14 protein-coding genes are annotated in these 11,873 nt (G+C 64.4%); 10 read left to right on the forward strand and 4 right to left on the reverse strand.

What is annotated here, in order from left to right:
* Nucleotides 1-50: 50 nt before the first annotated feature.
* Together dusA and BMX99_RS11505 are read right to left on the reverse strand one after the other, a co-directional pair.
* The gene (gene dusA, locus BMX99_RS11500; RefSeq protein WP_093451766.1) at nt 51-1,034 is read right to left on the reverse strand and encodes a tRNA dihydrouridine(20/20a) synthase DusA; all 984 of its coding nucleotides are present in this window, start codon (nt 1,032-1,034) and stop codon (nt 51-53) included.
* 99 nt (nt 1,035-1,133) lie between these two features.
* On the reverse strand, nt 1,134-1,655 hold the full coding sequence (locus tag BMX99_RS11505; protein ID WP_093451768.1) for a CBS domain-containing protein: 522 nt from the start codon (nt 1,653-1,655) through the stop codon (nt 1,134-1,136).
* A gap of 109 nt (nt 1,656-1,764) precedes the next feature.
* Between BMX99_RS11505 and BMX99_RS11510 the strand changes: the two genes are divergently transcribed.
* Complete coding sequence (locus tag BMX99_RS11510; protein WP_170848667.1) at nt 1,765-1,923, forward strand: hypothetical protein; 159 nt, start codon at nt 1,765-1,767, stop codon at nt 1,921-1,923.
* A gap of 298 nt (nt 1,924-2,221) precedes the next feature.
* Here the strand turns inward: BMX99_RS11510 and nqrM are convergent, their stop codons facing one another.
* Complete coding sequence (nqrM, locus tag BMX99_RS11515; RefSeq protein ID WP_093451772.1) at nt 2,222-2,464, reverse strand: (Na+)-NQR maturation NqrM; 243 nt, start codon at nt 2,462-2,464, stop codon at nt 2,222-2,224.
* A gap of 12 nt (nt 2,465-2,476) precedes the next feature.
* Nucleotides 2,477-3,463, reverse strand: a complete 987-nt coding sequence (locus BMX99_RS11520) for an FAD:protein FMN transferase (protein WP_244525548.1) — start codon at nt 3,461-3,463, stop codon at nt 2,477-2,479.
* On the opposite strand from BMX99_RS11520, the gene BMX99_RS19700 reads away from it, so the two are divergent.
* The 9 genes from BMX99_RS19700 to BMX99_RS11560 all read left to right on the forward strand — a co-directional run bounded on the left by BMX99_RS19700 (nt 3,462) and on the right by BMX99_RS11560 (nt 11,845).
* Nucleotides 3,462-3,704, forward strand: coding sequence for a hypothetical protein (locus BMX99_RS19700; protein WP_170848666.1), 243 nt, complete (start codon nt 3,462-3,464; stop codon nt 3,702-3,704). The two genes, BMX99_RS11520 and BMX99_RS19700, sit on opposite strands and share 2 nt — an antisense overlap.
* Nucleotides 3,682-5,025, forward strand: coding sequence for a Na(+)-translocating NADH-quinone reductase subunit A (locus BMX99_RS11525; RefSeq protein ID WP_093453247.1), 1,344 nt, complete (start codon nt 3,682-3,684; stop codon nt 5,023-5,025). Before BMX99_RS19700 ends, BMX99_RS11525 begins: the two co-directional genes overlap by 23 nt.
* A gap of 3 nt (nt 5,026-5,028) precedes the next feature.
* Entirely contained in the window at nt 5,029-6,228 is a 1,200-nt protein-coding gene (locus BMX99_RS11530) for an NADH:ubiquinone reductase (Na(+)-transporting) subunit B (protein WP_093451777.1), read from the forward strand.
* The gene (locus BMX99_RS11535; RefSeq protein WP_093451780.1) at nt 6,221-7,066 is read left to right on the forward strand and encodes a Na(+)-translocating NADH-quinone reductase subunit C; all 846 of its coding nucleotides are present in this window, start codon (nt 6,221-6,223) and stop codon (nt 7,064-7,066) included. The genes BMX99_RS11530 and BMX99_RS11535 overlap by 8 nt, the downstream gene beginning before the upstream one ends.
* Entirely contained in the window at nt 7,066-7,719 is a 654-nt protein-coding gene (locus tag BMX99_RS11540; RefSeq protein ID WP_093451783.1) for an NADH:ubiquinone reductase (Na(+)-transporting) subunit D, read from the forward strand. The genes BMX99_RS11535 and BMX99_RS11540 overlap by 1 nt, the downstream gene beginning before the upstream one ends.
* A complete protein-coding gene (gene nqrE / locus BMX99_RS11545; protein ID WP_093451785.1) occupies nt 7,719-8,327 on the forward strand; it encodes an NADH:ubiquinone reductase (Na(+)-transporting) subunit E in 609 nt (202 codons plus the stop codon). The genes BMX99_RS11540 and nqrE overlap by 1 nt, the downstream gene beginning before the upstream one ends.
* A 12-nt stretch (nt 8,328-8,339) precedes the next feature.
* The gene (nqrF, locus tag BMX99_RS11550; protein ID WP_093451788.1) at nt 8,340-9,563 is read left to right on the forward strand and encodes an NADH:ubiquinone reductase (Na(+)-transporting) subunit F; all 1,224 of its coding nucleotides are present in this window, start codon (nt 8,340-8,342) and stop codon (nt 9,561-9,563) included.
* Between the two features lie 478 nt (nt 9,564-10,041).
* Nucleotides 10,042-10,830 (forward strand): siderophore-interacting protein, encoded by a 789-nt coding sequence (locus tag BMX99_RS11555; RefSeq protein ID WP_244525547.1) that lies wholly within the window; start codon nt 10,042-10,044, stop codon nt 10,828-10,830.
* Nucleotides 10,831-10,846: 16 nt separating this feature from the next.
* Complete coding sequence (locus BMX99_RS11560) at nt 10,847-11,845, forward strand: YeiH family protein (RefSeq protein ID WP_093451790.1); 999 nt, start codon at nt 10,847-10,849, stop codon at nt 11,843-11,845.
* Nucleotides 11,846-11,873 lie beyond the last annotated feature (28 nt).

Here is an 11,873-nt window from a genome sequence, read left to right on the forward strand (position 1 = left end):
CGACAAAGGGGCGACCAATCGGCCGCCCCTTTATCCTTTGGCACCCCCAGTCAGGCCGCGGCCATCACCGGGTCCAGCGCCTGTTCGACCAGCTCTGGCCCCGCGCCGGGCCTATGCGCCCCTTCGGACAGGATCCGCCGCCAGTGCCGCGCGCCCGGACGCCCCGCAAAAAGCCCCAGCATGTGGCGCGTGACCTGCGCCAGCTTGCCGCCGGCCTCCAGGTGCGCGGCGATATAGGGCAGCATCTGGCGGGCGACCTCGACCGGGTCGCTGTCAGAGCCTTCGCCATAGATCCGCCGGTCGGCCTGCGCCAGGATCGCGGTCGGGTCGTGATAGGCCGCACGGCCCACCATCACCCCGTCCAGCCCGGCCTCAAGGAACCTTTCCGCCTGATCCAGCGAGGTGATACCGCCGTTCACCGACAGGTGCAGCCCGCCGAACATGCTACGCATCCGCTGCACCAGATCGTAATCCAGCGGCGGGATATCGCGGTTTTCCTTCGGGCTGAGCCCCTGAAGCCAGGCCTTGCGGGCGTGGATCGTGAATCGCTGACAGCCCGCAGCCCCGACGCGGGACAGGAATTCGGGCAGCACCTCGGCCGGGTCCTGATCGTCGACGCCGATGCGGCATTTCACCGTGACCTCGACCTGCACGGCGCGCGTCATCTCGGCCACGCATTCGGCGACGCGGCCCGGATCCTTCATCAGGACCGCACCAAATGTGCCCGATTGTACCCGGTCCGAGGGGCAGCCGCAGTTCAGGTTGATCTCATCATAGCCGGCCTTTGCCCCCAGAACAGCGGCCTGCGCCAGTTCCTCGGGATCGGACCCACCCAGTTGCAGCGCCACGGGATGTTCCTGCGGCGAATACTCAAGCAGATGCAGCGCCCCGCCCCGCACCAGCGCCGGCGCGGTGACCATTTCGGTATAAAGCAGCACGTTGCGCGACATCAGGCGATGCAGGTACCGGCAATGCCGGTCGGTCCAGTCCATCATCGGGGCGACGGAGAGGCGGGCGTGTTGGCTCAGGTTCATCGGACACCGCTTGGGCAGCTTGGGACAGAGGCGTCTCTCATGCCACAGATCGGGGGGCAGGAAAACCGCCCCCAGGGTTGGCCGGGACGCCCGGAAACCCTAGCCGACGATCAGCTGCTTGATCTGCAGGGCCTCGTGTTCCAGCGCAGTCAGGCGGTAATGCACCACGTCGCCGATGGTGACGATGCCCGCGACGCGGTCGCCGTCCAGCACCGGCATGTGGCGGAACCGCCCCGAGGTCATGCGCTTCAGCACCGTCACCAGCGGATCCGAAGGCGAACAGGTCTCGACCTTGCGGGTCATCACGTCCTCGACCTTCTGGGGCAGCGTCGTACCCGGGGTCTCGGCCAGTTTGCGCACGATGTCGCGTTCCGAGAGGATTCCCAGAAGCGCCCCGGTCTGATCGGTGACCAGAAGCGCGCCGATATGGTGGTCGCGCAGGGCGATGACGGCGTCATGCAGGGACTGCTGCGGGCGAATCGCATGCACCGTCCCGTCCTTCTGATCGAGGATGCTTTGCACGATGGCGTTCATCTCGGCGGTGTTGGTCTGGGCCGTCTGGCTATGGCTCCGGGCGTCCTCGTCGTCCTTGCGCAGATGCGGGCGGTAAGATTCAACCATGTCGGGCTCCTTGCTTGTCGGCTCAAAGTGGGTCGTGATACACAGTCTAAACCCCAAACCGATCCAGGTGGTTCAGATTTTTTTCCAAGATATCAGCCTGACACCGGCCGTGGCCCTGGTGCTTTTCGTGATCGCCTGCCTGTCGGGCTATGGCTACAGACGTGTCTGGAAGGCCGAGGGGCCGCGCTGGCAGCTGTGGGCCTACGGGCTTGTGGCGGCTGGGACCTTGCTGACGCTCGGGTTCGTGCCGATGGCTGTGCCGGGGTGATCAGGCTTCTCTAAAGCTGTAAACTAAATCGAATGGCTTGACCGCAGGCAGTGCCTAAAGGCGGTTGAACCGTCTCGCCTCCCTTAGAGATCTTCACGTAGGGCAGCGCCGTCCCGCGGGGTGGCGCAAAAGCGCCGCCCCAGGGGGGCGGGACGGCGCTGCCCGGCGTAAACGCCGGGCGGGACATCTGTTCTATGTTGGCGCAGAGAATGTCGGGGCGGCCAAGGCCAACTCCCCACCCTCAAAAACAAAAGGGCCCGCAGAACGGACCCTTTTCAAACCCTACCCGGGGAAACCCTCAGGCCTGCGCGCGGCGCTCGGCCTCTTCCAGCATCTTGCGGGCCCGGGGGCAGGCAAGACGTTCGCGCAGCGGGCTGTCGGGGTCGATTTCCTTCTTGCAGACCAGGCACTGGTCCGCGTCGCCGATCGCGTTCAAACCGCCACAGCTGCCCTTGATCCGACGTCCCGAAAAGATCACGCCGACGGCCATGCCCAGCATGACCAGCGACAGAAGAACGAAAGACAGAACAACGGTATCCATGGGATCAGATCCTTACGCGGTGGCCTGCAGCGCCGCATAGCGGCTGCTTTGGGCCGTGACGAATGCGTCCCCTGCGCGGTCGATGAAGACAACGGCCAGGTCGTTCGCCTCGGCGATTTCCAGCCCGCGCTCGCGGCCCAGGACCAGCATCGCGGTCGCCCAGGCATCCGCCAGCATCGCGTCTTCGGTCAGCACCGTCGCCGAGACCGTATCATGCAAGATGGGGCGGCCCCTCGCGGGATCAATGATGTGCGAATAGCGCTGGCCCGCATCTTCGAAGAAATTGCGGTAGTCGCCCGAGGTCGCCATGCCCAGACCCGAGACGTTCACGACGTCATACAGGCCGCGTTGACCGGCAACCGGGGTTTCGATCCCGATCTGCCAGGACATGCCCTCGGGGTTCAGGCCGGCGGTGTAAAGATCGCCACCGATTTCGACCATGAAATCCTTCAGGCCATGGGCGCGCAGCGTGTCCGCCACGCGGTCCACACCATAGCCCTTGCCGATTGCGGCCAGGTAGATGCCCGCACCCGGTGCGGTCTTGGTCAGCGTATCGCCCGAAATCGCCAGCACGTCGGACTGACCGGCGCGGGTCATGGCGTCTGCAATATCGGCATCTGCCGGAATATGAGGCATCGCGCCATCGGCACCAAAGCCCCAGAGGTCGATCAGCGGGCCCACGGTGACGTCAAAACGGCCGTCAGAGGCCTGGTGCACCGACTGCGCGCCGGCCATCACATGCGCAAGCGCAGGCGACAGGCGCTGCGCCTCGCCGGTGGCGGCGGCGTTGATTCGGGAAATCTCGGACCCGGCGTTCCAGTTCGACATCTGGGTGTCGACCTCGGCCAGGGCCGCGTCGATCGCGCCCTGCAGCGCGTCACGGTCCAGTTTCTGACCCGAGGACACGGCCACGACATTGTAGCGCGTCCCCATGGTATCCCCCGAGAACTTCAGGATTTCCTGGCCCGGCTTGCAGGCTGCCAGCGCAGCAGTCGTCATGATCAGGAATGATCGCCGCGTAAACTTCATGGTCCCAGACACTGCGCTGTCCTCCGTCTATATTGTCACGCCCCATGGCGCAGGTGGTGCATATGGCCTTCGCCAAAAACCCGCAACCAGTCGAGGCGCAAAAAAAGAACGAAAAAACATGTTTCAGACGGTTTTGTTTGCTGGCGCGGCATTGCATAAGGTGCCGAAAAAATCTGGTGGCGACCCAAGTGCAAGAATTCTCTCTTCGTAAAGGTCTCGATTTGCCGATCGCGGGCTCCGTGGACGGCGGGACGATAGAAACGCCGGCCGTAGCAACGGTCGGGATCCTCGGGGCTGACTATATCGGCCTGAAACCACGCCTCGCTGTGCAGGAGGGCGATGTCATCGCCGCCGGTGCACCGGTGCTGGCCCACAAGGACAATCCGGAGGCGGTGATCGCCTCTCCGGTGTCGGGCCGGATCAAGGCAATCAACCGCGGTGCGCGGCGCAAGCTGATCTCGGTCGAGATCGAGGTGGACGACAGCGCCGCCCCGGCCGTCGACTTCTCTGGCGTTGGCGATGCGGCCACGACTGACGGTCTGGTCGAACGGCTGTGCGCGGCGGGTCTGTGGACCTCGTTCCGGACGCGTCCCTATTCCAAGGTGCCGCTGGCAACCGACCGCCCTGCCGCGATCTACGTCAACACCATGGACACCGAGCCGCTGGCCGCCGATCCCGCCCCCCTCATCGCCGACGCGGCCGAGGCCTTCACCCGTGGCCTTCAGGCGATCACCCTGCTGACCGAGGGCACCACCTATCTGTGTCAGGCGCGCGGGGCGACGATCCCCGGCGGCGACATCGACGGCGTGACGCCGGTGGCCTTCTCGGGTCCGCATCCCGCCGGCCTGCCCGGCACCCACATGCATTTCCTGGAACCGCCGCGCACGGACAAGATCGTCTGGACCATCGGCTTTCAGGACGTCATCGCCATTGGCCGCCTGCTGCTGACCGGCACGCTGGACATGACCCGCGTGATCGCCGTGACCGGCCCGCTGGCCGCAGCACCGCGCCTGGTGCGCGTCCCTGCCGGTGCCTCGCTGAGCGAGATCTGCGCAGGGGACAATCCCCAGGGTGTGCCGATGCGCATGATCTCAGGCTCGGTCCTGTCGGGCCGCGCCGGGGACGGTGTCGACGCCTACCTGGGCCGCTACGCCCGCCAGATCACGCTGATGGAAGAAGACCACAAGCAGATCCCGCTTGGCTGGATCCGTCCCATGGCGTCGAAATACGCGGTTCAGCCGGTGCTTGGCTCGGCGCTGTCGTCCAAGCTGCACAAGCTGACCACGAACCTGAACGGCGGCCGCCGCGCCATGGTGCCGACCGGCACCTTCGAGACGCTGATGCCGCAGGACTTCCTGCCCACGCAGCTGCTGCGGTCGCTTCTGGTGATGGACACCGATCAGGCCCAGGCGCTTGGCGCGCTGGAACTGGACGAAGAAGACCTTGGCCTGGTCGGCTTTGCCTGCCCGGCGAAATATGAATATGGCCTCGCCCTGCGCGAAAGCCTGACCAAGATCGAAAGAGAGGGCTGAGCCATGGGTTTGCGCAGCTTCTTCGACAGGATCGAACCCAGCTTTGAAAAGGGCGGAAAGTACGAAAAGTTCTTCCCCCTTTACGAGATGGTCGAAAGCTTCCTGTACACGCCGAAGACCGTGACCACCGCCGCGCCGCATGCGCGGTCCTACATCGACATGAAGCGGATCATGACCTACGTCGTTCTGGCGACGGTCCCCTGTATCCTCTTTGCGCTGTATAACACCGGCCTGCAGACCAACATGGCAATCGCCGAATATGGTGCGTCGGGCTGGCGTGCCGCGGTGATCGACGCGCTTGGCATCGGCTTCAACGCCGCCAACCCGCTGGCCAACATGGCCCACGGTCTGCTGTATTTCCTGCCGATCTACATCGTCACCCTGGTCGCCGGCGGCATCTGGGAGGTGCTTTTTGCCACCATCCGCCGCCACGAGGTGAACGAGGGCTTCCTGGTCTCCTCAATGCTTTACACGCTGATCCTGCCGGCCTCGACGCCGCTGTGGCAGGTTGCGCTTGGCATTTCCTTCGGGGTGGTCATCGGCAAGGAAGTCTTTGGCGGCACCGGCAAGAACTTCCTCAACCCCGCGCTTGTGGGCCGGGCGTTCCTGTACTTTGCCTATCCCGCCTATATGTCCGGCGACACGATCTGGACCCCGGTTGACGGCTTTTCCGGCGCGACCGCGCTGGCCGTGACCGCATCGGAGGGCCCTGCCGCCCTGCCCGACTATGGCATCACCTGGATGGACGCCTTCGTCGGCACGATCCAGGGGTCCATGGGCGAAACCTCGACCATCGCCTGTCTGCTGGGCCTGGTGTTCCTGCTGGCCACGCGCATCGCCAACTACCGTATGGTGGTGGGCTGCCTGGCGGGCATGATCGCGTTTTCGTCGCTGCTGAACTGGATCGGATCCGACAGCAACCCGGCCTTCGCGACGCCCTGGTACTGGCACCTGGTCATCGGCGGCTATGCCTTCGGCCTGGTCTTCATGGTGACCGAACCCGTGTCGGGTTCGCACACCAACCTGGGCCGCTACATCTATGGCGCGCTAATCGGCTTCATGGTCGTGATGATCCGCGTCATCAACCCCGCATTCCCCGAAGGCATGATGCTGGCCATCCTCTTCGGCAACGTCTTTGCACCGCTGATCGACTATTTCGTCGTCCAGGCCAATATCCGTCGGAGGGCGCGCCGCAATGTCTGATCCGCAAGAGCAAACCACCGCCAACAAGGGCCCGATCCGTCGGTTCCTGGATACCCCGCCGGACAATGTCGCCAAGACCGTGACCGTGGCCCTGGGACTGTGCCTTGTGGCATCCATGGTCGTGTCGGCCGCCGCCGTGTCCCTGCGCCCGCTGCAGGAACAGAACGCCGCGCTGGACAAGCAGGTGAACATCGTACAGGTCGCCGGTCTTTACGAAGACGGGATCGACGTGGCGCAGGCCTTCACCTCGTTCGAGCCGCATGTGCTTGAACTGGCCACCGGCGACTTTGCCGACGGCACCGAGGTCGAAGGCCAGGTCCTGGATCCGATGACCTTTGACGACCGCGCCGCAGCGGCGGACCTGACCCTGTCGGCCCCGCTGACCGACGACCCGGCCAGCATCCGCCGTCAGGCGAACTATGTCACCGTCTACCTGCTGCGCAACGACGACGGCAGCTTGGACAAGGTGATCCTGCCGGTCTACGGCTATGGCCTGTGGTCCACGCTGTATGGCTTCATCGCGGTCGAAGAGGACGGCAACACCATCTACGGGCTGCAGTTCTATGAACACGCCGAGACCCCCGGCCTGGGTGCCGAGGTCGACAACCCGCGCTGGAAAGCGCTGTGGCGGGACAAGAAGCTGCGCACCGACGAAGGCGAAGGCGATCTGGCCATCACCGTGGCCAAGGTGCCGCCTGCTGCGGGTCGCGAATATTTCGTCGACGCGCTTTCGGGGGCCACCCTGACGTCGCGCGGGGTCGACAACCTTGTCCGCTTCTGGATGAGCGACCGCGGCTTCGAACCCTTCCTTGAACGAGTAAGAGCGGGAGAGATCTGATGGCACAGACCTACCGGACCATGCTGGTCGACCCGATGGTCGACAACAATCCGATCACCCTTCAGGTGCTGGGCGTCTGTTCGGCACTGGCTGTGACCTCGTCGCTGCAGGTGGCGGCCGTGATGGCACTGGCCGTGACCCTGGTGACCGGCTTTTCGTCGATGTTCATCTCGGCCATCCGCAGCCAGATCCCCAGTTCGATCCGGATCATCGTGCAGATGATCATCATCGCATCGCTGGTGATCGTGGTGGACCAGGTTCTCAAGGCCTATGCCTACGAGATCTCGAAGACCCTGTCGGTCTTTGTCGGCCTGATCATCACCAACTGTATCGTGATGGGCCGCGCCGAAGCCTTCGCCATGAAGAACCCGCCCTTCGCCTCCTTTGTCGACGGTGTCGGCAACGGCCTGGGCTATGGGCTGATCCTGATGCTGGTCGGCTTCATCCGCGAACTCTTCGGCTCGGGCTCTTTGTTCGGGATCACCATCCTGGAAACCGTGAACAACGGCGGCTGGTACGTGCCCAATGGCCTGCTGCTTCTGCCGCCCTCGGCCTTCTTCGTGATCGGTCTGCTGATCTGGGGCTTCCGCTCCTGGAAACCCGAACAGGTCGAAGACCGTGAATACCGCATCCAGACCGTAGAGGCCCACTGATGGAAGAGCTTCTTTCCCTTGCCGTAAAGGCCATCTTTGTCGAGAACATGGCCCTGGCCTTCTTCCTGGGCATGTGTACCTTCCTGGCCGTGTCCAAGAAGATCGCCACCGCGATCGGCCTTGGCATCTCGGTCACGCTGGTGCAGGCGATCACCGTTCCGGCCAACAACCTGATCCTGACCTACCTGCTTGCCCCCGGCGCGCTTGCCTGGGCGGGCTTCCCGGACGTGGACCTGACCTTCCTTGGCCTGATCTCCTATATCGGGGTGATCGCGGCCATGGTGCAGATCCTGGAAATGATCCTCGATAAGTACTTCCCGCCGCTTTACAACGCGCTTGGCGTCTTCCTGCCCCTGATCACGGTGAACTGCGCCATCCTTGGCGGGTCGCTGTTCATGGTGGAACGGGACTACAACTTTGCAGAAAGCACCGTCTACGGCATCTCTTCGGGCCTGGGCTGGGCGCTGGCGATCACCGCCATGGCCGGCGTGCGCGAAAAGCTGAAGTATTCCGACATTCCCGACGGTCTGCAGGGCCTGGGCATCACCTTCATCAGCGCCGGTCTGATGGCGATGGCCTTCATGTCCTTCTCTGGCGTGAAACTCTAAGAGGCAGAAAAGATGGATACTTTCGCACTGGGCGTGCTTCTCTTTTCTCTGATCGTCATCGCATTGGTGACGATCATCATGGTGGCGCGGTCGCGGCTTGTCTCGACCGGGAACGTCAACATCACCATCAACGGCGAACGCACCATTTCCGTCCCCGCGGGCGGCAAGCTGCTGCAGACGCTGGCGGCGGAAAAACTGTTCGTGCCTTCCGCCTGTGGCGGCGGCGGCACCTGTGCCCAGTGCCGCGTGCGCATCCACGAAGGCGGCGGGTCGATCCTGCCGACCGAGGAATCCCACATCACCAAGCGTGAGGCCGCCTGCGGCGACCGCCTGTCCTGTCAGGTCGCGGTCAAGCAGGACATGCAGGTCGAAGTTCCCGAAGAGGTCTTCGGCGTGAAGAAGTGGGAATGCACCGTGCGCTCGAACGAGAACGTGGCGACCTTCATCAAGGCGCTGGTTCTGGAACTGCCCGAGGGCGAGGACGTGAACTTCCGCGCCGGCGGCTACATCCAGATCGAGGCCCCGGCCCACAAGGTCGCCTATACCGACTTCGACGTCGAAGAGGAGTACCGGGAGGACTGGGACAAGTTCAAGATCTGGGACAATGTCTCGACCTGCGACGAGCCGGTGGAACGCGCCTACTCCATGGCGAACTACCCCGACGAAAAGGGCATCATCATGCTCAACGTGCGGATCGCCACGCCCCCGCCGGGGTCGCAGGGCATCCCCCCGGGTCTGATGTCGTCCTACATCTTCAACCTCAAGCCCGGCGACAAGGTCACCATTTCCGGTCCCTTCGGCGAATTCTTCGCCCGCGACACCAAGAAGGAAATGGTCTTCATCGGCGGCGGTGCCGGCATGGCGCCCATGCGGTCGCATATCTTCGACCAGCTCAAGCGGCTTGAGAACCGCGACCGGAAGATCAGCTTCTGGTACGGCGCGCGGTCGAAACGCGAGATGTTCTTTGTCGAGGATTTCGACCAGCTGGCCGAGGAGTTCGACAACTTCGAATGGCACGTCGCGCTGTCCGACGCCCTGCCCGACGACGAATGGACCGGCTACACCGGCTTCATTCACAACGTCCTGTTCGAGGAATATCTGAAAAACCACCCGAACCCCGAGGATTGCGAGTTCTACATGTGTGGCCCGCCGATCATGAACCAGTCGGTGATCAACATGCTGCTCGACCTTGGTGTCGACCGCGAGGACATCATGCTAGATGACTTCGGCGGCTGATCGGCCCGGATTGAATTGGAAACGCCCCTGCAGCTTGCTGCGGGGGCGTTTTGCTTTGGGGGTGCTGGGATGGGGTGAGGCCTGACCGCCTTCAACAACGGCCAAGTTCCGTTCAAAGCCCGTGAGTATGGACACCATAGGGTGTTGCCCCTCAGTTGCTTATCTCGCTCAAAACCGGCCAAGCTACGTCCGAGATCAACATCAAGGGGAGCGCCGTCCCGCGGGGTGGCGCAATAGCGCCGCCCCAGGGGGGCGGGTCGGCGCTGCCCGGCGTTTCCGCCGGGCGGGACCTAAATCATAGTTCAGCGAAAACGATCGCTTGTGACCCTCTTTGCCCCCCGCGCACACCGATTGTTCATCCCCGGGGACTGGCCCTGCCCCCCCGATGCGCATAAGTTCCACCCACGCCCAGCCATTCCGACCCATCCACGGGTCAGGCCTCAGCCAGGACGTTTCACACACCAGGAAAGGTCGCCCCATGGCTACGCCCCCGAACCGCACCGCCCGCCTGATGGACGTCCGCCAGAAAGTCTGGCTGACCCCGAACATGATCCGCGTCACCTGCGCCGCCGACTGGATCACCACGCTTGAGCCAGGCATCGAAGGCGCGCATTTCAAACTGTTCCTGCCCGCGCCCGATCAATCCGCCGATGCCTTTGCCGACCAGCTGGAAAACGGCCCCCGTCCCGCCGTGCGCACCTATACCATCCGCCATATCCGCCCGACCTCGGGCGAGATCGACATCGACTTCGTCGACCATGGCGATGCGGGTCCGGCCTCGGCCTGGGCACGGCGTTGCGTGCCGGGCGATGTGGCGGGTTTTGCCGGCCCCGGCCCGGTGAAGATCAAGGACTTCCACGCCGCGACCTATGTGCTGGCCGCCGACATGTCCGCCCTGCCCGTTGCCGCCGCCACGCTGGAAGCCATGCCGCGTGACGCCACCGGCACCGCCTGGCTGGAAATCACCACCCCCGAAGACCGGCAGGACATCGACGCGCCCAAGGGCATCGACATCCACTGGCTGGTGCATCCCGATCCCGCCCAGCCCGCCACCCAGTCCGTCGAAAAGATCGCCGCCATGCCCGACCTGGGCGACAGCGTGCAGACCTGCATCGCCGGGGAAAGCGGCATGATCCGGATTCTGCGGGACGAGATCGTGAACCGACGGGGCGTGCCCAAGGCCGAGGCCTATATCTCGGGCTACTGGAAGATCGGGCTGATCGAGGACGAACACCAGCAGGCCAAGCGCGCCGGGACCGCCGGCTGATGCCCGGGGGCCCCGCATGACGCGCCTGCGCGCCTGGCTCCACGCCACCGCCCCAGGGCTAGGGGTCGTGGCGATGATCGTGCTGGCGGCGCAATTCGTGTCGGACCACTACGGGGCCCCGGCCATGCTGATGGCGCTGCTCTTCGGCATTGCGCTGCACTTCCTGTCGGAAGAACCACGCCCCCGGCCCGGCATCGACCTTGCGGCCTCGAGTGTGCTGCGCCTGGGAGTGGCGCTTCTGGGGCTGCGGATCAGCGCCGATCTGGCGCTGTCACTTGGCTGGCCGGTGCTGGTGCTGGCCATCGCGGGCGTTGCGGCGACGATCCTGTTCGGCTTTGCCCTGGGCCGCGCTCTGGGGCACGGGGACAAGTTCGCCTTTCTGTCCGGCGGGGCCGTGGCGATCTGCGGGGCCTCGGCCGCGATGGCCATCGCCGCGATCCTGCCGCGAGACGAGAAATCCGAGGAACGGCTGGTCTTTACCGTCGTGGGCATCACCATCCTGTCGACCTTTGCCATGATCACCTATCCGATCTTGGCCGAGGTCCTGGGCCTGTCCCAGATGGCCACCGCCGTCTTCCTGGGGGCGACGATCCATGACGTGGCGCAGGTGGTCGGCGCGGGGTTCTCGGTCTCGCCCGAGACCGGAGAGATCGCCGCCGTGGTCAAGCTGATCCGCGTGGCCATGCTGGCCCCGGTGATCATCCTGGCAACCCTGGCCCTGCGCCGCAGCACGCCAGCTGTGACGGGATCGAGGCCGCCGCTGGTGCCCGCCTTCGTGCTGGGCTTCTTTGGCCTGCTGGTGGTGAACTCCCTCGGGCTCGTGCCGTCGGTTATCAGCGACATCGCTGCCCATCTGTCACGCTGGTTCCTGCTGGCCGCGATTGCCGCCGTGGGGCTGAAGACATCCCTGCGCGACGTGCTGAAGGTCGGCTCCGGGGCGATTGCGCTATTGGTGGCGGAAACCGTGTTCCTGGCCGTCTTCGTGCTGGCGGGCCTGTCGCTCCTGTCTCTCTGATCCTTTCCCGTAACAAAAAACCCGGCCC

Source organism: Pseudooceanicola nitratireducens (assembly GCF_900109195.1).
Taxonomy (GTDB): Bacteria; Pseudomonadota; Alphaproteobacteria; order Rhodobacterales; family Rhodobacteraceae; genus Pseudooceanicola; species Pseudooceanicola nitratireducens.

What these genes read in the sequence shown, in the direction of transcription:
- dusA (WP_093451766.1), bottom strand. Translation starts at nt 1,034, where the DNA reads ATGAACCTGAGCCAACACGCCCGCCTCTCCGTCGCCCCGATGATGGAC.
- BMX99_RS11505 (WP_093451768.1), bottom strand. Translation starts at nt 1,655, where the DNA reads ATGGTTGAATCTTACCGCCCGCATCTGCGCAAGGACGACGAGGACGCC.
- nqrM (WP_093451772.1), bottom strand. Translation starts at nt 2,464, where the DNA reads ATGGATACCGTTGTTCTGTCTTTCGTTCTTCTGTCGCTGGTCATGCTG.
- BMX99_RS19700 (WP_170848666.1), top strand. Translation starts at nt 3,462, where the DNA reads ATGATCAGGAATGATCGCCGCGTAAACTTCATGGTCCCAGACACTGCG.
- BMX99_RS11520 (WP_244525548.1), bottom strand. Translation starts at nt 3,463, where the DNA reads ATGACGACTGCTGCGCTGGCAGCCTGCAAGCCGGGCCAGGAAATCCTG.
- BMX99_RS11530 (WP_093451777.1), top strand. Translation starts at nt 5,029, where the DNA reads ATGGGTTTGCGCAGCTTCTTCGACAGGATCGAACCCAGCTTTGAAAAG.
- BMX99_RS11535 (WP_093451780.1), top strand. Translation starts at nt 6,221, where the DNA reads ATGTCTGATCCGCAAGAGCAAACCACCGCCAACAAGGGCCCGATCCGT.
- BMX99_RS11540 (WP_093451783.1), top strand. Translation starts at nt 7,066, where the DNA reads ATGGCACAGACCTACCGGACCATGCTGGTCGACCCGATGGTCGACAAC.
- nqrE (WP_093451785.1), top strand. Translation starts at nt 7,719, where the DNA reads ATGGAAGAGCTTCTTTCCCTTGCCGTAAAGGCCATCTTTGTCGAGAAC.
- nqrF (WP_093451788.1), top strand. Translation starts at nt 8,340, where the DNA reads ATGGATACTTTCGCACTGGGCGTGCTTCTCTTTTCTCTGATCGTCATC.
- BMX99_RS11555 (WP_244525547.1), top strand. Translation starts at nt 10,042, where the DNA reads ATGGCTACGCCCCCGAACCGCACCGCCCGCCTGATGGACGTCCGCCAG.
- BMX99_RS11560 (WP_093451790.1), top strand. Translation starts at nt 10,847, where the DNA reads ATGACGCGCCTGCGCGCCTGGCTCCACGCCACCGCCCCAGGGCTAGGG.